Annotated in this window: 24 protein-coding genes and 1 pseudogene; 21 read left to right on the forward strand and 4 right to left on the reverse strand. The window is 49.6% G+C overall.

Going from position 1 to position 20,193, the window contains the following annotated elements; genetic code table 11:
• The first annotated feature begins 154 nt into the window (after window positions 1–154).
• Entirely contained in the window at window positions 155–1,600 is a 1,446-nt protein-coding gene (mobQ, locus tag DWY63_RS09750; RefSeq protein WP_117801982.1) for a MobQ family relaxase, read from the forward strand.
• A gap of 106 nt (window positions 1,601–1,706) precedes the next feature.
• Here mobQ and DWY63_RS09755 read toward each other — a convergent pair whose 3' ends face one another.
• Both DWY63_RS09755 and DWY63_RS09760 read right to left on the reverse strand, forming a co-directional pair.
• A complete protein-coding gene (locus DWY63_RS09755; protein WP_117801983.1) occupies window positions 1,707–1,997 on the reverse strand; it encodes a type II toxin-antitoxin system YafQ family toxin in 291 nt (96 codons plus the stop codon).
• Entirely contained in the window at window positions 1,994–2,272 is a 279-nt protein-coding gene (locus DWY63_RS09760) for a type II toxin-antitoxin system RelB/DinJ family antitoxin (protein ID WP_005924829.1), read from the reverse strand. The genes DWY63_RS09755 and DWY63_RS09760 overlap by 4 nt, the downstream gene beginning before the upstream one ends.
• Before the next feature lie 126 nt (window positions 2,273–2,398).
• Between DWY63_RS09760 and DWY63_RS09765 the strand changes: the two genes are divergently transcribed.
• From DWY63_RS09765 to DWY63_RS09785, 5 genes are all read left to right on the forward strand, one after another.
• Window positions 2,399–2,797, forward strand: coding sequence for a cysteine-rich VLP domain-containing protein (locus tag DWY63_RS09765; protein WP_117801984.1), 399 nt, complete (start codon window positions 2,399–2,401; stop codon window positions 2,795–2,797).
• A 113-nt stretch (window positions 2,798–2,910) separates the two neighbouring features.
• Window positions 2,911–3,645 carry a phage replisome organizer N-terminal domain-containing protein gene (locus tag DWY63_RS09770; RefSeq protein ID WP_117801985.1) on the forward strand — a complete coding sequence of 245 codons (735 nt, stop codon included), beginning with the start codon at window positions 2,911–2,913 and terminating at the stop codon, window positions 3,643–3,645.
• Window positions 3,642–4,505, forward strand: coding sequence for an ATP-binding protein (locus DWY63_RS09775; RefSeq protein WP_117801986.1), 864 nt, complete (start codon window positions 3,642–3,644; stop codon window positions 4,503–4,505). Before DWY63_RS09770 ends, DWY63_RS09775 begins: the two co-directional genes overlap by 4 nt.
• Before the next feature lie 64 nt (window positions 4,506–4,569).
• Window positions 4,570–4,743 carry a transposon-encoded TnpW family protein gene (locus DWY63_RS09780; protein ID WP_005924807.1) on the forward strand — a complete coding sequence of 58 codons (174 nt, stop codon included), beginning with the start codon at window positions 4,570–4,572 and terminating at the stop codon, window positions 4,741–4,743.
• Window positions 4,744–4,778: 35 nt separating this feature from the next.
• Window positions 4,779–5,186, forward strand: a complete 408-nt coding sequence (locus DWY63_RS09785) for a hypothetical protein (protein WP_442857752.1) — start codon at window positions 4,779–4,781, stop codon at window positions 5,184–5,186.
• Between the two features lie 56 nt (window positions 5,187–5,242).
• Here the strand turns inward: DWY63_RS09785 and DWY63_RS09790 are convergent, their stop codons facing one another.
• Window positions 5,243–6,556: a hypothetical protein gene (locus DWY63_RS09790; RefSeq protein ID WP_101874392.1), complete on the reverse strand. Its 1,314-nt coding sequence runs from the start codon at window positions 6,554–6,556 to the stop codon at window positions 5,243–5,245.
• 124 nt (window positions 6,557–6,680) lie between these two features.
• Between DWY63_RS09790 and DWY63_RS09795 the strand changes: the two are divergent.
• From DWY63_RS09795 to DWY63_RS09870, 15 genes and pseudogenes are all read left to right on the forward strand, one after another.
• A pseudogene (locus DWY63_RS09795) lies at window positions 6,681–7,505 on the forward strand (VirD4-like conjugal transfer protein, CD1115 family); the annotation flags it as partial.
• A 220-nt stretch (window positions 7,506–7,725) separates the two neighbouring features.
• A complete protein-coding gene (locus DWY63_RS09800; protein ID WP_007037419.1) occupies window positions 7,726–7,866 on the forward strand; it encodes a Maff2 family mobile element protein in 141 nt (46 codons plus the stop codon).
• 163 nt (window positions 7,867–8,029) lie between these two features.
• On the forward strand, window positions 8,030–8,335 hold the full coding sequence (locus tag DWY63_RS09805; protein WP_002569240.1) for a hypothetical protein: 306 nt from the start codon (window positions 8,030–8,032) through the stop codon (window positions 8,333–8,335).
• Window positions 8,336–8,449: 114 nt separating this feature from the next.
• Window positions 8,450–8,938, forward strand: a complete 489-nt coding sequence (locus DWY63_RS09810) for a hypothetical protein (protein ID WP_002569239.1) — start codon at window positions 8,450–8,452, stop codon at window positions 8,936–8,938.
• Between the two features lie 302 nt (window positions 8,939–9,240).
• On the forward strand, window positions 9,241–10,431 hold the full coding sequence (locus DWY63_RS09820; RefSeq protein ID WP_117801987.1) for an IS256 family transposase: 1,191 nt from the start codon (window positions 9,241–9,243) through the stop codon (window positions 10,429–10,431).
• A gap of 497 nt (window positions 10,432–10,928) precedes the next feature.
• A complete protein-coding gene (locus tag DWY63_RS09825; RefSeq protein WP_002594236.1) occupies window positions 10,929–11,324 on the forward strand; it encodes a plasmid mobilization protein in 396 nt (131 codons plus the stop codon).
• Complete coding sequence (locus DWY63_RS09830; RefSeq protein WP_002594235.1) at window positions 11,296–12,921, forward strand: relaxase/mobilization nuclease domain-containing protein; 1,626 nt, start codon at window positions 11,296–11,298, stop codon at window positions 12,919–12,921. Before DWY63_RS09825 ends, DWY63_RS09830 begins: the two co-directional genes overlap by 29 nt.
• Window positions 12,911–13,297, forward strand: a complete 387-nt coding sequence (locus tag DWY63_RS09835; protein ID WP_002594234.1) for a cysteine-rich VLP domain-containing protein — start codon at window positions 12,911–12,913, stop codon at window positions 13,295–13,297. Before DWY63_RS09830 ends, DWY63_RS09835 begins: the two co-directional genes overlap by 11 nt.
• 130 nt (window positions 13,298–13,427) lie before the next feature.
• Window positions 13,428–14,168: a replication initiator protein A gene (locus tag DWY63_RS09840; RefSeq protein WP_002594233.1), complete on the forward strand. Its 741-nt coding sequence runs from the start codon at window positions 13,428–13,430 to the stop codon at window positions 14,166–14,168.
• Complete coding sequence (locus tag DWY63_RS09845; RefSeq protein ID WP_002594232.1) at window positions 14,165–15,019, forward strand: ATP-binding protein; 855 nt, start codon at window positions 14,165–14,167, stop codon at window positions 15,017–15,019. The genes DWY63_RS09840 and DWY63_RS09845 overlap by 4 nt, the downstream gene beginning before the upstream one ends.
• Complete coding sequence (locus DWY63_RS09850) at window positions 15,016–15,210, forward strand: transposon-encoded TnpW family protein (protein WP_002594231.1); 195 nt, start codon at window positions 15,016–15,018, stop codon at window positions 15,208–15,210. Before DWY63_RS09845 ends, DWY63_RS09850 begins: the two co-directional genes overlap by 4 nt.
• 127 nt (window positions 15,211–15,337) lie before the next feature.
• On the forward strand, window positions 15,338–16,963 hold the full coding sequence (locus DWY63_RS09855; RefSeq protein WP_002594230.1) for a recombinase family protein: 1,626 nt from the start codon (window positions 15,338–15,340) through the stop codon (window positions 16,961–16,963).
• 279 nt (window positions 16,964–17,242) lie between these two features.
• Complete coding sequence (locus DWY63_RS09860; protein WP_002593556.1) at window positions 17,243–17,515, forward strand: helix-turn-helix domain-containing protein; 273 nt, start codon at window positions 17,243–17,245, stop codon at window positions 17,513–17,515.
• Window positions 17,475–17,864 carry a TnpV protein gene (locus tag DWY63_RS09865; protein WP_009296082.1) on the forward strand — a complete coding sequence of 130 codons (390 nt, stop codon included), beginning with the start codon at window positions 17,475–17,477 and terminating at the stop codon, window positions 17,862–17,864. The genes DWY63_RS09860 and DWY63_RS09865 overlap by 41 nt, the downstream gene beginning before the upstream one ends.
• A 16-nt stretch (window positions 17,865–17,880) precedes the next feature.
• Complete coding sequence (locus tag DWY63_RS09870; RefSeq protein WP_117801988.1) at window positions 17,881–18,843, forward strand: DUF3658 domain-containing protein; 963 nt, start codon at window positions 17,881–17,883, stop codon at window positions 18,841–18,843.
• 61 nt (window positions 18,844–18,904) lie between these two features.
• Here the strand turns inward: DWY63_RS09870 and DWY63_RS09875 are convergent, their stop codons facing one another.
• On the reverse strand, window positions 18,905–19,711 hold the full coding sequence (locus DWY63_RS09875; protein ID WP_006873172.1) for a helix-turn-helix domain-containing protein: 807 nt from the start codon (window positions 19,709–19,711) through the stop codon (window positions 18,905–18,907).
• Window positions 19,712–20,193: the final 482 nt, after the last annotated feature.

Consider the following 20,193-nt stretch of genomic DNA (forward strand, 5'->3'; position numbering starts at 1 on the left):
TTGCCGGTGTCGTGCGCCCTGCCGGGGGCTGTTGCGCTCTCCGAGCGCGATGGGGCGCTACACTCCCCAAACCCCTTGTGCGCCCCGCGCAGCCAGACACCCGCTTCGCGTCTGTCCGGCTCCACGGAGCCTGAATACCCCTTACCGAAAGGAGGTGCCACCCATAGATTTTTGTCATATTCCCGTTAGTATCATCAAGCGCAGCGAGGGCCGTTCCGCTGTTGCCGCAGCTGCTTACCGCAGCGGAACCAAGCTGACAAATGAATGGGACGGAATGACCCACGACTACACCCGGAAAGGCGGCATTGTCCATGCGGAGATCATGCTGCCTGCCCACGCCCCGCCGGAATTTGCAGACCGTTCTATCCTCTGGAACAGCGTGGAGCAAATCGAGAAAGCAAGGGACAGCCAGCTTGCCCGCGAGATCGAAGCAGCCCTGCCCCGTGAACTATCCGGCGAACAACAGCTTGCCCTTGTGCGTGCCTATGTGAAGGACAACTTTGTAGACAAAGGAATGTGCGCCGACTTTGCCATCCATGACAAGGGAACCGGCAACCCTCATGTCCATATCATGCTGACGCTCCGGCCTCTGAAAGAAAATGGACAGTGGGGCGCAAAGTGCCGCAAGGCATACGATCTGGACGAGAACGGACAGCGTATCCCGGATGGGAAAGGCGGCTGGAAAAATCATCGGGAGGATACAACCGACTGGAACGATAAAGGAAATGTGGAGATTTGGCGGGCAGCGTGGGCAGCCTACACCAACCGGGCATTGGAGGCAGCCGGTCAGCCTGCCCTGGTAGACCACCGCAGCTACAAGCGACAGGGCATTGATAAAATCCCCTCTGTCCACCTGGGGCCAGCGGCCAGCCAGATGGAGAAGCGCGGCATCCGCACCGACAAGGGGGAAGTCAACCGGCAGATCGCCGCCGACAACAAGCTGCTGAAAGAAATCAAGGCCCGCATTACCCGCCTCTACAACTGGTCGAAGGCCGAGGCCGAGAAGCCGGAGGGCCAGCAGCCCAGCATGATTGACTTGTGGGAGGCCCAGCAGCAGCTCAAGCGGCCCGACACCCGCACCGGCAAAATCCGGGCTTTACAGGAGAGCGCCGCCCTGTTCAGCTTTTTGCAGGCAAACGGCATCCAATCCATGCAGCAGCTCCATGAAAAAATCGCAGATATGAACACCCGTTACTATGACCTGCGGCGAGAGATCGTCAAGGCTGAGCGCCGGATCGCTGTCCTCACCGAGTGCGGGGAGATGTGGGCGCAGTACAACGAGTATAAGACTGTCCACAAGCAGCTTGCCAGGGTAAAGCCGGAGAAGCGGGAACTGTTCGAGCAGCGCCACAGCCGGGAACTGATCCTCTATGACGCGGCGGCCCGGTATCTGAAAGAACTGAAAGCCAGCGGCGAGGAAATCACCCCGAAGGAATGGCGGCGTGAGATCGACCTGTTGACCGCCCAGAAACAGGTGGACAGCATCGACATGAAAGCTATGCGGGAGGAGCTAAAAGCTGTGGAACGGCTCCGCAAGGCCGCCGACCAACTGGCCCGGCAGGAACGGGACAAGCCCCGCGACCGGGGGCCGGAGCGGTAAAGGGTACGGCGCTTTGCCGACCCCTTTCAGGTGCGTCGCGTTTCACGACACCCTTTTGCACACAGAAAAACCGCCGTACAGGTTTCCCCATACGGCGGCAGATGGTTTATTTGCCGAACAAGTCGCTGTGCGACCCGGTGCGGGCAAGCGTCAGCACCAGCACATCATCCTCGATACGGTAAATGAGCAGCCAGTCCGGGAGAATGTGACATTCCCGATGGCCCACCCAATCGCCGGACAGATCGTGATCGCGGTTTTTATCCGGCAGCGGTTCGCCCATCGACAGCAGCGCCACGACCTGTTCCAGCAATTCGATTTTCAGGCCGCGCTTGATTGCCCGCTTGTAGTCCTTTTTGAAAGCGGTCGTGTACTTGACGGTATATTTGGTTTCTTTCATCTTTTCAGGTCAGCAAATAACTCGTCAAGGTCATTGTAGCCCTTTACAGACGGGTCTTTTGCAATCCTTTCCGCTTCCAGCATGGCAGCAACCGTTTCTTTGTTGGGCTGTTCTAGCCTTACTTCAAAGGGAATGCCGCCTTCACGAAGCGACTGGCGCACAAAGATGTTAAACGCCGTAGTCAGGTTCATGCCAAGCTCAGTAAACAGTGCGTCCGCCTGCGCTTTCAAATCTGCGTCCATGCGGATACTGATGTTTGTGGTATTTCCAGCCATACGATCAACCCCTTTCTGCTGGCAATTATAGTATATGCCATTTGCACGAAGAAAACAATATTTTGCACGAATATTTAACAATAAATTCATTTAAGGAGGTTACCGGCTTTATGAAAGAAATCATTTATGAAGAACAATAAGTCTGAACCTATCCCCGTCATGGATTACCGCCAGTACCGCAGAGCGCGGAGGCTGGTGCATGAGTGCTGTAGCTACATCGACGGAAACTGTATCGCCCTGGACGATGGGGAGGAATGTGTCTGTGTCCAGTCTATTTCCTACTCCCTGTTGTGCAGGTGGTTTCGGGCGGCGGTATTGCCGCAGGATAAGGAACTGGAAACGGCGCTGTTCCACCGGATGAATGCGAAGAAATGCGCCGTATGCGGGGCGCTGTTTACCCCCGGTTCCAACCGGGCCAAATACTGCCCGGAATGTGCCGCACGCATGAAGCGGATCAACGCCGCAAAGCGCAAGCGGAAACAACGGGAGAAATGTCACGCTTTAGGGGCTGAAAAACCCTTGTAAATCAAGGCTTTTTTCGAGGGTGTCAAAGGCAGGCTGATAGATTTATCCTCTGACCCCTAAAACGGCCTTAAAATGCGTACAGAATCCCAAGAGAAACCCCAAGGAGGAACCCTATGTCAGACAACCGAAAATATTATTACCTGAAACTCAAAGAAAACTATTTTGACGATGATTCCATCGTGCTGCTGGAAAGTATGCAGGATGGTGTGCTGTATTCCAACATTCTGCTCAAGCTGTATCTGAAATCGCTGAAACATGGTGGACGTCTTCAACTTGACGAGGACATTCCTTACACGGCGCAGATGATCGCCACCATTACCCGCCAGCAGATCGGCACTGTGGAGAGAGCCTTGCAGATCTTTTTGAAGCTGGGTCTTGTGGAGGTGCTGGACAGCGGCACATTCTACATGAGCAACATCGAACTTTTAATCGGCCAGTCCTCTACCGAGGCTGAGCGAAAGCGGGCTGCGAGGCTCCAAAATAAGGCTCTTTCTGCGCCCCGGACAAACGGCGGACATTTGTCCGACATTCGTCCACCAGAGATAGAGATAGAGTTAGAGAAAGAGATAGAGATAAAGAGAGAGATAGAGAAGGGACACCCCGCCCCCGCCTATGGTCGTTACCAGAATGTTTTCCTGACGGACGAGGAACTGGCAGACTTGCAGGCCAGTTTTCCCACTGTATGGGGCCAGTACATCGAAAAGCTATCCGAATACATGGCCTCTACCGGTAAGCGGTATCAGAGCCATGCCGCCACCATCCGGCGCTGGGCCGGTGAGGACGCGAAAAAGGCGGCCCCGCCCACCCGCAACCGTGATTACAGCGTAAAGGAGGATGAAACCGTATGATGGAGATTACCGCAGAAATCCGGGCGCTGATCGACAAGGCAGCCGTCGGTATGGAACTGGCCGGGGACGAGTACATAGACCCGTCAGACGGTCTCATTCACTGTAAGAAATGCGGCGGCCAGAGGCAGACCGTTGTGCCATGCTTTGGGAAATCCGGCTACTTTATGCCACGCTGCATCTGCCAGTGCCAGCAGGAGGCTGAGGAGCAGCGCAAGGCTGCTGAAGAACGGCAGCGCCGCATGGAGCGTATCAAACGCCGAAAGGCACAGGGTTTGCAAGACCGCTATCTCTATGACTACACCTTTGCCAACGACAACGGCAAAAACCCATTGATGGACAAGGCCCGCGCCTATGTGGAGAACTGGAAGGAGGCATATAAAAACAACACCGGCCTGCTGTTGTTCGGGGATGTGGGAACCGGCAAGTCTTTCTTCGCCGGATGTATCGCCAATGCTCTACTTGACCAAGATGTGCCGGTGCTGATGACGAACTTTCCCACCATTCTGAACCGCCTGACCGGGATGTTCTCTGAGGACAGGTCGGAGTTTATTGCCAGCTTTGATGAGTACGACCTGCTTATCATTGACGATTTGGGTGTAGAGCGCAGTACCGAATATGCTATGGAGCAGATGTTTTTCGTCATCGACAGCCGCTACCGCAGCCGCAGGCCCATGATTATCACAACAAACTTGAAACTGTCCGAGCTGAAAAACCCGCCTGATCTGGCCCACGCCCGTATCTATGACCGTATTCTGGAACGGTGTGCGCCGATTCTTTTTAACGGGAAGAATTTCCGGGAAGAAAATGCCGGTGCTACCCGACAGACAGCAAAAGACATTGTAAACAGTAAGCAAGACTGATTTTTTACCGGGCGGCACAGACCCGTTCGGAGAAAGGAGCGCCATGAACAGAGAACCCCGTACTATGCAGGTGGCAGACGCCGCTACTGCGTCCAGAGCGCCGGAAAACACGCCAGCGATGGTAAAGAAAATCGGCAAGACAACCTACAAGGTTCATGTCCATTTCAGCAATACCAGCACAGAAACCATGAGCGATAAAATCAAGCGTATGCTCAAAAATGAAATTCAGCAGATGTGACAGACTGATAAACGAAGCCGCCTTGTGCTAAACTGATGATGGTACGCACCAAAATTTTTGTCAAGGAGGACACGAAAATGCTTTACACAGAAAAAGAGAAGCATGAAATTGAACGAGTAAAGGAGGTCTTTGCGGAACATCTGCGGCAAAGCCCTGATTTTGAACTGTTCTGGTCGGACAAGGTAGGCTATGTCTGGCTGGCGATTGGCGTAAATCCAGTCTATGTGGATACCGGTATCAGAATCGAATCTGCCGCCGATCTCTGTTACAGGTGTTTGGACGATGTAGCTACGGATGTTTTATATATGACGGGCAACGATCACGCGCTGGAAGCAGCCGATCCGCTGGAATTGGCCGAAATCAAGCGGCGCTGGGAACCATATATCAACCAGCTGCCGGAATATGCGTATATCTGCGACGATTTACTAAGTGGACGCCAATAATTCACATGCAAACGTGCCAGAAGCAATAAAATGCTTCTGGCACGTTGTTACGAATTTTAGAGCTTTCTATGGTTTCGATACTCTATTATTCCCCAAAACAGTCCGAGAATAAACAGCGTGACCACAATAATAAAGCTGTATTTGAATGGTACACCAAAATGTGCTTCTATGACATCAAGAGTTCCGATAGCACTGAGTAAAGAAATAATGTATAGCAGAACATTCAAAATCGCAGAGTTTCTGCTTTTCTTTAGTTCATTTTGTGCAGTCAAATAGGATATTTTTAGGTGAAGAGCTTCTGCATGTTTTTTGTAAGGCTCGCTTTCCTTAATGTAGTTCAATAAATTATGAGTTTCAATTGGAAGATTAGGAGAGCAAAAAAGATTCTGCAAGTAAATATCATTTCGTACCGACCGCCGAAGATCTGTTTCATTTTCAAGGTTAGAGTTTTGAAAAATATGAATATAGAGTTTTAGCGATTCCAATATAATGGCCGAATATAAAATTGGTTGAAAGTTATCACAATCAAAGTCAGAAACTACACTACAACCAGCTTGTGGATAATATTGGTATATTTCCACTGTACTAATGTCCTTAATTGGTTCAGCAGGCGCTTTCGTATCAATGAGTTTGCAAAAGTAATCTGAAATATTTTCAATATTATTCGAAAAGACCAATGTGTCATGCACAAAGAAATATTCTTGGGAACGATAACACTTATTTGTCAATTCCCAGATAAACTCAGAAATATTTTCATATATTATTTCAGAAATTTTCATTCCTGCCTCGACAGGTTTCTCTTCATCAAAGAATTGATATTTCTCCACAGACAGTAGGTTGTAGTTTTCTGCTTTTGCCCCGACATCATCTTTGGCAAGTGGTTTTCCTGTTTTGTAGTTTATGACTTCAAAAACAATGAACAAAACACTGTTCATCATAAAGGCACCGGCATCAATTTGATACATCTGACCATTTATCCAAACTAAAAATGGCTCTAGCCAGAAAGTAAATTCGATTTTGAAATATCGTTCATCAACTAAGATAGATTGTGCGTGCCTAAGATTGATATAGAAACCGGAATCTTTCAAAGAGTCACTTGCATTATTTTCTTTTTCAGCTGAATCTTTTGATTTGAAGGAAAATGTAGTCGCTTGATGTACATAATCATATTGGGCCGTTACCTCCATTTTCCCATCAACAGAAGTAATAGTCTCGTCTGTTGCCACGAAAGAAAGATGATGCTTTTCCAGTAAGGATTGCATCTGCTTCTTTTTGTGCGGGATAACATTACGAAGTTTTCGTAAAAACCAGTTTGTCGCTTTATACTGTGTCGAATTATATGCGCTTAAAAATAAAACAGTATCATCCACTTGCAATGACCTCCGATCTCGTCAGTAAAATTTATATTATTAATTATACAGCCAAATGACATACACAACAAGCATAGTGCAACAGATAATACTGTTGCTTATTTTTTTGATAAAAAGTCCTTGACAACTCGTTTCGGGAAAAACAGCCAAGTCGATCCTGATTTCCTGTGGTGCGCGCCTTGCGGTATTCGACATTGCAGAGCTGCGTGAGGTCACAGCCTATGATGAACTGGAGCTGGACACTCTGGGAGACCAGAAAACTGCCCTGTTCCTCATTATGAGTGATACAGATGACAGCTTTAACTTCCTGATCTCTATGTGCTACACCCAGCTGTTTAATCTGCTCTGCGAAAAAGCCGACGATGTGTATGGCGGCAGGCTCCCGGTCCATGTGCGCTGTCTCATTGACGAGTGCGCCAATATCGGCCAGATCCCTAAGCTGGAAAAGCTGGTGGCCACCATCCGAAGCCGTGAGATTTCCGCCTGTCTGGTGTTGCAGGCACAGAGTCAGCTGAAGGCGATCTATAAGGATAACGCAGATACCATCATCGGCAACATGGATACTTCCATCTTCCTGGGCGGTAAGGAGCCAACCACCCTCAAGGAGCTGGCTGCCGTGCTGGGAAAGGAAACCATCGACACCTACAACACCGGAGAGAGCCGTGGGCGTGAAACTTCCCACTCTCTCAACTATCAAAAGTTGGGGAAAGAGCTGATGAGCCAGGATGAGCTTGCTGTTATGGATGGAGGCAAGTGTATCCTCCAGCTGCGCGGTGTGCGTCCTTTCCTTTCGGATAAGTACGACATCACCAAGCACCCCAATTTCAAGTACACTGCCGACGCGGATGACAAGAACGCTTTTGATATTGAAGCATTCTTGTCCGCAAGGCTGAAACTCAAGCCCAATGAGGTCTGCGATGTATATGAAGTAGACACAAAGGGCGCTTAATTTCGTTCCGCTTTAGAAGGGAGTGATCTTATCTATTCGCCGCACCTGCCCTCTATGGGCCATTGGCGTACAAAGCGGACAATCGCAAGAAAAAATAATGAAAAAGGAGGACAGCCGGAATCATGCCCCCCGGAAACCGGGCGGCAGATTGTTCCGGCTTTTGTATGCCTATGAAACATGACAAACCTATTTTTTAATCAGATTCCGGCTAACAAACTATATGGCATTTTTTGAACAGGCAATCACCGTTCTTCAGACCCTCGTTATCGCTCTGGGCGCTGGTCTTGGTATCTGGGGTGTCATCAACCTGCTGGAAGGTTACGGCAACGACAACCCCGGCGCCAATGCTCATGTGCGGTAAAGTAATAAAAAGATTTAGGTAGCCGCCTTAACTATTCCTAAATAAGATAATATGCACAGTATTTTCTCGTAAATAGAAAATAAATTATTGCATTTTACCAATTATTATGTTAAAATGACAATGTAACAAAGAGCTATGTATTTTTAAGGAAAGGGAGGAACTTATGAATTTAAGAAAATCTATTTTAGCACTTTCAGTAGTAGCTGGAATTGTAGCTGCTCCAATGACTGTATTTGCCGCTCATACTCATAGTTGGGGTTCTCCCCAGTACTATGGATATGAAGATGAAATGCCTGGTATATATGATGACTGGGATAAATGTGCGACACGTCATGTATATAATTACAAACAATGTTTAATTTGTGGAGAAGTAAGCATTTATGAAGTTGAGACGATTGAAATGTCTCACAAATGGGTGAATGGTGCATGTGTATATTGCAACAAAGGTTACGCGAAAGAGATAAATTAACATAGTATCATTACCGGCAAGTTTATAATCAAAAAATAGAAAGCATTGAGAATATTTCATAATTTCTTGAAAGTACTCTCAGTGCTTTCTTTGATAATATGAAAGGAGAAATAAATGCAAAAAAAACAACTTTCTGTATTAGTACTAATTATTTTATGCTTTTTATTAGGATGTAACAGAGAAACACCAAAAGATGAATCTCAACAAAATTATGAAGATGAATCTAATATTTCTAAAACAAATGGAGAAGAACTTGTAAATATAAACAGTGAATTGTTAGGTTCGACTCCTTTTGATATCCAAATCGATAAAACAGCATTGCAGACTAGAAAAGAAACAGAAACAGAAGTTACAATAAAGACAAATTTAACAGACTGGGGTTATACTGTTTCTTCTGAAAAAGGGAAAATATCTGATATAAATAAAAATTCATTCATATATATAGCACCTAAAGATGAGAGGGATGATACTATAAAAATACAATTATCGGACTATGAAAATGGCATATCATATGAATATACAATTCCACTTATTTTTGCGGGAAACAATGAACATTCTTTAGATAAATTCAAGGAAAATCTTTCAAGATTACCTAATAGTTAGTAAAGAGTCGATAGACTAAAGTACCACCATCCTCTTTTATTTCAACTGAATATCCATCCCGCCGCACCGCAGCGGCACATGAAGCAGTAAATCCGAAAAAGATTTGCTGCTTTTTTTGCGTCCATTTTTGGCAAATTTCCAAAAGTTCCGTATTAGACAGTGAAACCAAAAAAGGCTGCCATTTTTTTCAGGATAAGGTAAAATAAGTTGCGCAAATTGGAAAATGCATAAAAGAAGACATAGCTTGCAGGCTCTGGTAGAATGAAGTTACCACACAAACATTCGAAAGGAGACAGCAAACTATGTCCGAGAAAATTGTACAGCTAAACGAGGAAGTAATCAAGGGCCAAATCAAGGAATTGGTTCGCGGCAGCGTGGAGGAAACCCTGAACGAGCTGCTGGAAAAGGAGGCGGAGTCCCTGACGCAGGCGGCGCGCTACGAGCGCAGCGAGGCCCGTCAGGGCTACCGCAGCGGCCACTATGACCGTAACCTTACCACCACTTCCGGCGATGTCACGCTCCATATGCCGCGGCTCAAGGGCGTGTCCTTCGAGACCGCCATCATCGAACGATATCGCCGCCGGGAGAGCAGCGTAGAGGAGGCCCTCATCGAGATGTACCTGGCGGGCGTCTCCGTGCGCCGTGTGGAGGACATCACGGAGGCACTGTGGGGCAGCAAGGTTTCGCCCGCTACCATCAGCGAGCTGAACAAGAAAGCCTACGTCCACATCGAGGACTGGCGAAACCGTCCCTTGCAGGGCGGACGGTATCCATACGTCTACGTGGACGGCATCTACCTGCGCCGCAACTGGGGCGGAGAGTACGAAAATGTTTCTGTTTTGGTGGCGATTGCCGTGAATGAGGACGGTTTTCGTGAGGTTTTGGGCGCTGCCGAGGGCATGAAGGAGGACAAGGCCAGCTGGGTCAGTTTCTTCCAATGGCTTCGTGGACGCGGCTTGGACGGCGTAAAGCTCATCGTCGGTGACAAGTGCATGGGGATGCTGGAGGCCGTGGGTGAGGTGTTCCCGGATGCCAAATACCAGCGCTGCACGGTGCATTTCTACCGCAATGTTTTCTCTGTTGTGCCCAAATCCAAGGTCAAAATTGTGGCAAAAATGCTCAAGGCGATCCACGCCCAGGAGAGCAAGAAGGCGTCCCGCGAGAAGGCAAAAGCCGTCGTTGCAGAATTGAGAGCGATGAAACTGAAGGAGGCTGCCAAGAAGGTCGAGGACGGCATTGAGGAGACACTGACCTACTGCGATTTTCCCAGCGAGCACTGGACGCGCATCCGCACAAATAACGTGATCGAGCGGCTGAACCGTGAGATTCGCCGCAGAACCCGCGTGGTGGGGACGTTCCCCGATGGCAACTCTGCCCTGATGCTGGTCTGTGCAAGGCTGCGCCATGTGGCGGGCACCCATTGGGGCAACAAGAAATACATGAACATGAAGCACTTGGAGGCGGCTTTGGACGACGCCTCTATTGCCGGCTGACTTCACTCAGCCGGAGCCTGCAAACAATTTTGCGCATAAATCTTGACGGAACCTTTTTCAGACAGCGGGCAAAACGCAGCTTCCGAAACGCCTTATTGTCGGGAAAGACCGAGCCGCCGGAAAAGTTCTTGCCGGAAAGTCCGTCCATTCTGCTCTTTTGTGGTTTGTAGGGAGTAAGGGAAAAACGCCAGCCCGCAGCCTTTTATAAAAAAAGCTGGTTATAGATTTTCTGAAAAAGTGGCAGTAGCAAGTGAACGGCAGGCCGGCAGTTTCTTAGAGCAAGATTCTACCGAGGTGCCAAAATTCGCTTATCGCTCATTTTGCCCCTGCGGGAATCTTGTTGGGGAGTGCCTTCCCCAAACCCTGCTTATGCGGCTTGCGCCGCTGAAAAACCCCTCAAAATATTTTTCGGATTTTTCAAAAACAGTTCCGCTTCACACCCTGTTTTTCTCCTATTAGTGAGAGGACACCACGCACAGAAAGGAGGTCAACCACCTATGAAACGATACAACACGCCGCACCGCAGCCGGGTAGTCAAAACACGCATGACCGAGGAAGAATACGCCGAGTTTGCCCAGCGGCTTTCTGCTTACCACATGAGCCAAGCCGAGTTTATCCGGCAAGCCATAACCGGGGCAGCCATACGCCCCATCATAACCGTTTCCCCCATCAATGACGAGCTGCTTGCCGCTGTCGGGAAGCTGACCGCCGAATACGGGAGGATCGGCGGCAACTTAAACCAGATAGCCCGGACGCTGAACGAGTGGCACAGTCCCTATCCGCAGCTTGCCGGGGAGGTACGGGCGGCGGTTTCCGACCTTGCTGCCCTAAAGTTTGAAGTCTTGCAGAAAGTGGGTGACGCTGTTGGCAACATTCAAACATATCAGCTCTAAAAACGCCGACTATGGCGCAGCGGAAGCCTATCTCACATTTGAGCATGACGAGTTTACCATGAAAGCCACCCTTGATGAAAACGGGCGGCTGATACCGAGGGAGGATTACCGCATTTCTTCCCTCAACTGCGGGGGCGAGGATTTCGCTGTTGCCTGTATGCGAGCCAATCTCCGCTATGAGAAAAACCAAAAACGGGAAGATGTGAAAAGCCACCACTATATCATCAGCTTTGACCCACGGGACGGGACAGACAACGGCTTGACCGTAGACCGGGCGCAGGAGCTGGGCGAGCAGTTCTGCAAGGAGCATTTCCCCGGACACCAAGCCCTAATCTGCACCCACCCGGACGGGCATAACCACAGCGGGAATATCCATGTGCATATCGTCATCAACTCCCTGCGGATTTACGAAGTCCCGCTTCTGCCCTACATGGACAGACCAGCCGACACGCTGGAGGGCTGCAAGCACCGCTGCACCAACGCCGCTATGGAATATTTCAAGAGCGAAGTCATGGAAATGTGCCACCGGGAGGGGCTTTACCAAATCGACCTCTTGAACGGCAGCAAGGAACGGATAACCGAACGGGAATACTGGGCGGCAAAGAAAGGGCAGCTTGCCCTTGACAAAGAGAACGCCGCCAGAGAAGCCGCCGGACAGCCGACCAAGCCCACCAAGTTTGAAACGGACAAGGCGAAGCTGCGCCGGACGATACGGCAGGCACTTTCCCAAGCTGGCAGCTTTGACGAGTTTTCTTCCCTTTTGCTGCGGGAGGGTGTGACCGTCAAGGAGAGCCGGGGGCGGCTTTCCTACCTCACGCCGGACAGGACAAAGCCTATCACAGCCCGAAAGCTGGGGGACGATTTTGACAAGGCTGCTGTCCTTGCCCTGCTCACGCAGAACGCCCACAGAGCTGCCGAACAGACCAAAGCCATACCCGAATACCCTGCCGCAGTTAAAAAGCCGTTACAAGGGGAAAAAGCTGCAAAAACCACCCCGGCAGACAACACCTTGCAGCGCATGGTTGACCGGGAAGCCAAGCGAGCCGAGGGCAAGGGCGTGGGCTATGACCGCTGGGCGGCAAAGCACAACCTAAAGCAAATGGCAGCTACCGTTACCGCCTATCAGCAGTACGGCTTTTCCTCCCCGGAGGAACTGGACGAAGCCTGTTCTGCCGCCTATGCCGCCATGCAGGAAAGCCTTGCGTGGTTGAAGCAGGTGGAAAAGACGCTGAACGGGAAAAAGGAGCTGCAACGGCAGGTGCTTGCCTATTCCAAGACCCGCCCTGTCCGGGACGGGCTGAAACAGCAGAAAAACGCCAAAGCAAAAGCAGCCTACCGTCAGAAGCATGAAAGTGACTTTATCATAGCAGACGCAGCCGCCCGCTATTTCAGGGAGAACGGCATTTCCAAGCTGCCGAGCTATAAATCCCTGCAAGCAGAGATTGAAAGCCTTATCAAAGAGAAAAACAGCGGCTACAACGATTACCGGGCAAAACGGGAGGAGTACCGCCGCTTGCAGACTGTCAAGGGCAATATCGACCAGATTTTACGCCGGAGCGAGCCGCAGCGCAGAAAGGAGCAGAGCCATGAACGGTAATATCCCCCGCATGGACTACCGCCAGTACCGGGCAGCCCGCCGCCTTGTGCATGAGTGCTGCAACTATGACAGCGGGAACTGCCTGCTGTTGGAGGACGGCGAGCCTTGCGTGTGTGTACAGAGTATCAGCTATTCGCTGCTCTGCCGCTGGTTTACCGCCGCTGTCCTGCCCCTTGATGAAGCACTGGAAGCCGCCCTCTTGCGCCGGGGAAGCCGGAAACGCTGCGCTGTCTGCGGGGCGTTCTTCTTCCCAAAATCCAACCGGGGGAAATACTGCCCGGACTGCGCCGGACGCATGAAGCGGATAAACGCCGCCAAACGGAAGCGGAAACAAAGGGAGAAATGTCACGCTTTAGGGCATTTCAAACCCGCATAAATCAAGGCTTTTTTGGAGGGTGTCAAAGGGTGCGTGATACATTTATCCTTTTCCCTTAAAAACGCCCCCTAAAAGCGTAACAGAACCCACAGACAGACACCACAAGGAGGTGAACCCTATCGCTGATTATATGACCGCAGGAACGGAGCTGCCCGCTTACCTGCCTTACCCCCGTTTCCTGCTGGAAACAGACCTATCCCACACCGCAAGAGAGTTATATGCGCTGCTGTTAGACCGTTCCACCCTTTCGCAGAAGAACGGCTGGCAGGACAGCGAGGGACGGACATACATTGTCTACCCCATAGCAGAGATAGCGGAAATGCTGGATAAAGGCTGCACCACCATAAAGGGCGCACTGAACGAACTGGACGCTGCCGGGCTGCTGGAACGCAGACGGACGGGCTTTTCTGCCGCCAACCGTCTGTATGTGAAAGTGCCGCCTATCCCAGTGGTACAGTTTTCCGACCAACTGACGGACGGAAAACCGCCCCTCATAAGGGCGGGAAACCGACCAACTGACAGCCGGAAAACTGACCTTATGACGGTCGGAAAACCGTCCCCTAACCAAACTAATATAAACAACCTAATAGAGAGCCAAACAAAAGGAGCGAGTGAGGGGCAGCCCCCCGCCGCTTATGGCAGATATAAAAATGTATTTCTTTCTGACACAGAACTTTTGGAGCTGGAACAGGACTTCCCCGGCAAGTGGGAGTATTACCTTGACCGCCTTTCCTGCCACATCGCTTCCACCGGGAAGCAGTACCAGAGCCATGCAGCCACCATTTACAAGTGGGCGCAGGAGGACGCTGCCAAAGAGAAGCCAAAGAAAGGCATACCGGACTATTCATTCAAGGAGGGAGAAAGCCTATGACCGATACAATCCACAACACCATACTGCCTATGACCGACACCACAGCCGAGCCGGAGGATTACACCGGGGAGGACGGGCTTTTATACTGCGGCAAATGCCGGAAACCCAAAGAAGCCTATTTCCCGGAGGGCAAGACCTTTTTCGGGCGTGACCGCCACCCGTCAGAGTGCGACTGCCAGCGGGCAGCCCGTAAGGAACGGGAAGCCGCCGAGAAGCGGCGCAGCCACCTTGAAACGGTGGAACGGCTGAAACGGCAGGGCTTTACAGACAAGACCATGCAGGACTGGACATTTGCCAACGATAACGGCAGCTGCCCGCAGATGAAGAACGCCGCCGGATATGTGGCACGCTGGGAACAGATAAAGGACGGGAACTACGGGCTGCTCTTGTGGGGCAGGGTAGGCACTGGGAAAAGCTATTTTGCCGGGTGTATTGCAAACGCCCTCATGGAGCAGGAAGTCCCGGTGTGCATGACAAACTTTGCAGCAATATTAAACGACCTTGCCGCCAGCTTTGCGGGCAGGAACGAATATATTTCCCGCCTTTGCAGCTTCCCCCTGCTCATCATTGACGATTTTGGAATGGAGCGTGGCACAGAATACGGTCTGGAACAGGTCTACAATGTGATTGACAGCCGCTACCGGAGCAGGAAGCCGCTGATTGTGACGACCAACCTCACGCTGGAGGAATTGCAGCACCCGGAGGACACCGCCCACGCCCGGATTTATGACCGCCTGCTTGAAATGTGTTCCCCTCTCTGCTTTACCGGGGAGAATTTGAGGAAAGCCGCCGCACAGGGAAAAATGGAACAGCTGAAACGGCTGCTTGCCGGAAAGGAGATTTGCCTATGACCGACACCCAGAGAAACAAACGCCCTGCCCGCCGCCCGGACTGCGTGACCGAAACGAGGATAGGCAACACAATCCTTGTGGTGTCTGGCTTTTTCAAGGAGGGGGCGACCGACACCGCCGCTGACAAGATGATGAAAGTGCTGGAAGCAGAAGCCGCCGCCGGATATTTGACCTGTGATAAGCCTGATTGAAAAACCGTCATTTTTACCGACCGTAAAGAAGCAGATTTGACGCTTTTGCCGCTATACAGACAGCCGCCCCATGTGGTACAATCAAGGTACGGAATAGTGGGGCTGGCTGTCGGAAACGGAGGAATTTATGTTAAGACAGACCACCCAGCAACTCATTACCGCCCTTTACCCAAGACTGTCCCATGAGGACGAGCTGCAAGGCGAGAGCAATTCCATTTCCAACCAAAAGAGGATTTTGGAAACCTATGCCAAACAGAATGGATTTTCTAATCTGCGCTGGTACACCGACGACGGTTATTCCGGTGCGAACTTTCAAAGACCCGGATTTCAAGCCATGCTTGCAGACATTGAAGCAGGGAAAGTCGGGACAGTTATCGTCAAGGATATGTCGAGGTTAGGGCGAAACTACTTACAGGTGGGAATGTACACAGAAATGATTTTCCCACAGAAAGGTGTCCGCTTCATCGCTATCAATGACGGAGTGGACAGCGCACAGGGGGAAAATGATTTTGCCCCGCTGCGGAACATTTTTAACGAATGGCTGGTGAGAGATACGAGCAAGAAAATCAAGGCAGTAAAACGCTCTAAGGGCATGAGCGGAAAGCCCATCACAAGCAAGCCCGTCTATGGCTACCTCATGGACGAGGACGAAAACTTTATCATTGACGAGGAAGCCGCCCCGGTGGTACGGCAGATTTACAGCCTTTGCCTTGCCGGGAACGGTCCGACCAAGATAGCCCGTATGCTGACCGAGCAGCAAATCCCCACGCCGGGGACGCTGGAATACCGCAGGACGGGCAGCACCCGCCGCTACCACCCCGGCTATGAGTGCAAGTGGGCGACCAATACCGTGGTTCATCTGCTGGAAAACCGGGAATATACGGGCTGTCTGGTAAACTTTAAGACCGAGAAGCCGTCCTACAAGCTGAAACACAGCATAGAAAATCCCCCGGAAAAGCAGGCGGTTTTTGAGAACCACCATGAGCCTATCATTGACCGGGAAACGTGGGAACGGGTGCAGGAGTTACGCAAGCAGCGCAAACGCCCCAACCGTTATGACGAAGTGGGCTTGTTCTCCGGCATACTCTTTTGTGCCGACTGCGGCAGCGTCATGTACCAGCAGCGATACCAGACGGACAAGCGCAAGCAGGACTGTTATATCTGCGGAAGCTACAAGAAACGCACCGCCGACTGCACAGCGCACTTTATCCGCACTGACCTCTTGACCGCTGGCGTACTCTCCAATCTGCGGAAAGTTACCAGCTATGCGGCAAAGCATGAAGCCCGGTTTATGAAGCTTTTAATCGAGCAGAATGAGGACGGGGACAGACGCAGGAACGCCGCCAAGAAAAAGGAGCTGGAAGCCGCCGAGAAACGCATAGCCGAGTTATCTGCTATCTTCAAGCGGCTGTATGAGGACAGCGTAACCGGGCGCATATCGGACGAGCGTTTCACAGAGCTGTCGGCAGACTATGAAGCCGAGCAGAAAGAACTGAAAGAACGTGCCGCCAGACTGCGGGAAGAACTTTCCAAAGCGCAGGAAGCCACCGCAAACGCTGAAAAGTTTATGAATGTGGTACGCAGGCACACTACCATTGAAGAACTTACCCCTACTCTGCTGCGGGAGTTTGTGGAGAAAATCGTTGTCCATGAAAGCGTTGCCCTTGACGGGAAACGCCGGGGCAAGTTACGCAGACAGGAAATCGAAATCTATTATTCTTTTGTCGGCAAGGTAGAACTGCCCGACACCTAACCGCCCGACCTATCCGACATACCTCATGTGCCGGATAGGAACGGCAAAATTTTTTACACTTCTATTACTTCTTTATCACACATAAGCAAAGAGCCAGGGCATGAAGCAGTTCATGGCTAATTAAAGGGAACAAAAAGAAAGGAAAAACACAATCCAGACGGTATCAGCGGCAGGATACAAGAATAAATTGTGATTACACAAGATTGGTGCTATAATAAGAGAAAAGTTCCTGCCGGGGCAGCCGCCCCGGTGGTATAGATAGGAAGGCAGGAAAACAATATGCACATCAGCTATAAACCGCTCTGGCATACACTGTTAGAGCGTGATATGAGAAAAGAAGATTTAAGGCTTGCCGCCGGTATGACAACGAATATGATTGCCAACATGAGCAAAGAGGGAAAGCACATCAGCATGGATACATTAGCCCGTATCTGCGAAACGCTGAATTGTGAGATTACCGATGTGATTGAGTTAGTACCAGACGAGCCTGCTTCCACAGGAGGTAAGGAACATGAGAGAATTGAAACCAAGAATAACGGAAAACGGAATTGATTATATCCTTGTCGGAGATTACTACATCCCGGACTTGAAACTGCCGGAGGAACACCGCCCTATCGGAAAGTACGGACGGATGCACCGGGAATATTTAAGGGAAGTCCACCCAGCCAGATTGAATACATTGATACTGACCGGAGAATTGTGGACATATCTTGCAGACCTGAACGAACAGGCACAGGAACGGTTAGACACTATCATGGAGCAGATGAAAGCCACCGAGGGCGTGACAGAGGAATTGAAGCGAACTCAACAAATGGAATGGGTGCAGCGTTGTAATAACATTCACAACCGGGCAGAAGAAATTGTTTTGCATGATATAATTTATTCATACGGGAGTAATTAAATCGGAGGTATATAAGATGATTGAAATTGTATTTGGTGAAAGTGCCTGTGGAAGTTTGAAAATTGCCCAAACTTACGGTAAGGGAAAGTATAGAGGAAGTGCAGTTTCGGTCTTTATGAGGCACGAAGATGGGAGTGTTCCATCTTCAGATGAAATGAAAGAAGCACAAATTCAAGCACAGGAACAAGAACATATTGCTTGGGAGAATGCTATTCCATTGGGAGGCAAGAGCAGTGATGTTTATTGTTTTGATATGGCTCTTAGTGTGGGAGATATTTCTGATAATGGAATTGGCGAACAGCGGAAAAATGTTCTCAAGAAAATGCTGTCTGTCTGGTTTGTAGAGGATTTAGACTATCAGGTTGAAGAAAAAATACAGAAAATTAAAACTACATTGTCTTCGGTTATTGAACGATATGTAGCTGGGGAAGAAGTTCGTATTTGGTATAGCTATAATCCGGATGAACTTTGCGGTATGTACTGGCTTATGAAACAACTTCGACCATTAAACTGTCAGACAACAATTTATTTGGTTAAGTTACCTGCCTGGGAATATGGAAAAGAAAATACTATGACATCCAAAATAGCATGGGGTGAGGTTTCTCCTGGCGAATGGAGAAAATATATAACTCTACAAGAAAAAGCTAAGCCTGTATTTCTTTCAGCTTGTGCTATGAAATGGAATCAACTTCAAAATGAAAATGCACCTTTGCGTGCAATGCTAAATGGTAAATTGCAAAGTGTTTCAGAAGATATATATGATAGTTTCATTCTTCGTGAAATTGCGGAACAGCCAGAGCAATTCAAAATGGCTATTGTTATAGGTAATGTTTTAGGAAAATATCAACTTGGAATTAGTGATGTATGGATTTCTAATCGCATTGATAAAATGCTTGAAGATGGTGTGTTGGAAATTATACAGGACGCACCAAAGGGAGAAACAAATTATCGCCGGATATTAAGAAAACGAATGAAATAATAACCACAGCAAGAACCGCTGCTACATGGAAGGCACCCCAACCATGCAACAGCGGTTTTTTTTACCGTTTTTTCCTCTGGCTGATAGGCGTTCCCATTTTCTTTGATTTTTTGAGAATCCGAATCAGCCAGCGAAATTCTTCGTCTGACAGATTTTTATAGTTGATACCGAGCTGCTTGCAGTAAAGGACAACCAGCTTTTCATCCCGGCTGCCCTTGAAATTTTCGACTGCTTCGAGATTTTCTTTCAATTCATCGGCAACGGTGGTCTGGGGCGCACTCTCACTGTCCTTTTTGTGGGCTTCCCGAATATCCCGGATAATCAGGTTGAGGTCATCCAGAACCATGTGACTGAAATACTCATCATCACTGATATGGGCGGCTTGCAGCACTTTCAAATGCGGGTCATCTTCGCCTGGGCGATACCGTTCAATGATTTCATGCCGGACGGTATCGACAAGTGCATTGAGGTTTTGAATCTGCATGGTAGCAATCCCGTCCACATAAATCTCAATGTCTGCAAGAAACTTGATAAAATCTTTATGTGTAGCAAGCTCACAGAGCAGACGGTTGTTAATCCGACCGCTTTTCAGCAGTGCCACCATCTCATCATTCAAATGCAACTCCGTCAATGGTGTGTTGATCTGCTCCCTGTTCTCTATCCGGCACAGTAGATAATCAACAGAGACCCCATAGAAGTCTGCCAGCGTGATAAGGTTGCCATGATTGATTTCCTTAAAATCCTCTTTTTCATAACTTCCAAGAGCTGATTTGGAAATGCCTGTCAGCTTTGATAGTTCTTCCAGATTTAAGCCTTTGTCCTTGCGGAGTTCCCAAAGGCGTTCCTGTATGCTTGTTGCTCCTTTCATGGGCGCACGCTCCTTTCCAATGGTTTCATTGCTGCCGCTTATCTGGATTATATCACACTTTCCGCAATCGTGGAAATTTCTGATTTTTACCCCTAATTCCTACTTTGTGGACATACGGCACAGGGCACAAAAATGTTCTATGATACAGGTAGTTCATCGATGGATTATTCCAATCGAATGACCAGCCTGTGTGGGATATGCTTCCCCGGCGATGTAGCGCCATGACTTTTGGCAGGGATGTGGAGGAACCCTGACCGAAACGAGCGTACCAACGGGAGCGATACGCCGCTGTGAGATTCAGGGGAGGAACGACACCGGGGAGAACTGGCGAACTGACACCGAAATGATACCGAAACACGACAATCTGACAGGGGGATAGTCTACCCTATCGCTGATACTTCGGGAGATTTTAAGCGGCTCTATGACCGTAATTTTGCCGAAAATCGCCCCGAAACCATACACGAAAACGGGAGGAAGCGCAA

It is taken from the genome of Blautia sp. AF26-2 (assembly GCF_003460955.1).
Classification (GTDB): domain Bacteria; phylum Bacillota; class Clostridia; order Lachnospirales; family Lachnospiraceae; genus Fusicatenibacter; species Fusicatenibacter saccharivorans.

Excerpts from the sequence above, each read along its gene's own strand:
- DWY63_RS09850 (WP_002594231.1), top strand. The coding sequence starts at position 15,016 with ATGACCGACACCCAGAGAAACAAACGCCCTGCCCGCCGCCCGGACTGC.
- DWY63_RS09835 (WP_002594234.1), top strand. The coding sequence starts at position 12,911 with ATGAACGGTAATATCCCCCGCATGGACTACCGCCAGTACCGGGCAGCC.
- DWY63_RS09870 (WP_117801988.1), top strand. The coding sequence starts at position 17,881 with ATGATTGAAATTGTATTTGGTGAAAGTGCCTGTGGAAGTTTGAAAATT.
- DWY63_RS09860 (WP_002593556.1), top strand. The coding sequence starts at position 17,243 with ATGCACATCAGCTATAAACCGCTCTGGCATACACTGTTAGAGCGTGAT.
- DWY63_RS09825 (WP_002594236.1), top strand. The coding sequence starts at position 10,929 with ATGAAACGATACAACACGCCGCACCGCAGCCGGGTAGTCAAAACACGC.
- DWY63_RS09780 (WP_005924807.1), top strand. The coding sequence starts at position 4,570 with ATGCAGGTGGCAGACGCCGCTACTGCGTCCAGAGCGCCGGAAAACACG.
- DWY63_RS09770 (WP_117801985.1), top strand. The coding sequence starts at position 2,911 with ATGTCAGACAACCGAAAATATTATTACCTGAAACTCAAAGAAAACTAT.
- DWY63_RS09845 (WP_002594232.1), top strand. The coding sequence starts at position 14,165 with ATGACCGATACAATCCACAACACCATACTGCCTATGACCGACACCACA.
- DWY63_RS09760 (WP_005924829.1), bottom strand. The coding sequence starts at position 2,272 with ATGGCTGGAAATACCACAAACATCAGTATCCGCATGGACGCAGATTTG.
- DWY63_RS09785 (WP_442857752.1), top strand. The coding sequence starts at position 4,779 with ATGATGGTACGCACCAAAATTTTTGTCAAGGAGGACACGAAAATGCTT.
- DWY63_RS09820 (WP_117801987.1), top strand. The coding sequence starts at position 9,241 with ATGTCCGAGAAAATTGTACAGCTAAACGAGGAAGTAATCAAGGGCCAA.
- DWY63_RS09875 (WP_006873172.1), bottom strand. The coding sequence starts at position 19,711 with ATGAAAGGAGCAACAAGCATACAGGAACGCCTTTGGGAACTCCGCAAG.
- DWY63_RS09805 (WP_002569240.1), top strand. The coding sequence starts at position 8,030 with ATGAATTTAAGAAAATCTATTTTAGCACTTTCAGTAGTAGCTGGAATT.
- DWY63_RS09810 (WP_002569239.1), top strand. The coding sequence starts at position 8,450 with ATGCAAAAAAAACAACTTTCTGTATTAGTACTAATTATTTTATGCTTT.
- DWY63_RS09800 (WP_007037419.1), top strand. The coding sequence starts at position 7,726 with ATGGCATTTTTTGAACAGGCAATCACCGTTCTTCAGACCCTCGTTATC.
- DWY63_RS09755 (WP_117801983.1), bottom strand. The coding sequence starts at position 1,997 with ATGAAAGAAACCAAATATACCGTCAAGTACACGACCGCTTTCAAAAAG.
- DWY63_RS09775 (WP_117801986.1), top strand. The coding sequence starts at position 3,642 with ATGATGGAGATTACCGCAGAAATCCGGGCGCTGATCGACAAGGCAGCC.
- DWY63_RS09765 (WP_117801984.1), top strand. The coding sequence starts at position 2,399 with ATGAAGAACAATAAGTCTGAACCTATCCCCGTCATGGATTACCGCCAG.
- DWY63_RS09840 (WP_002594233.1), top strand. The coding sequence starts at position 13,428 with ATGACCGCAGGAACGGAGCTGCCCGCTTACCTGCCTTACCCCCGTTTC.
- DWY63_RS09865 (WP_009296082.1), top strand. The coding sequence starts at position 17,475 with ATGAGAGAATTGAAACCAAGAATAACGGAAAACGGAATTGATTATATC.
- DWY63_RS09855 (WP_002594230.1), top strand. The coding sequence starts at position 15,338 with ATGTTAAGACAGACCACCCAGCAACTCATTACCGCCCTTTACCCAAGA.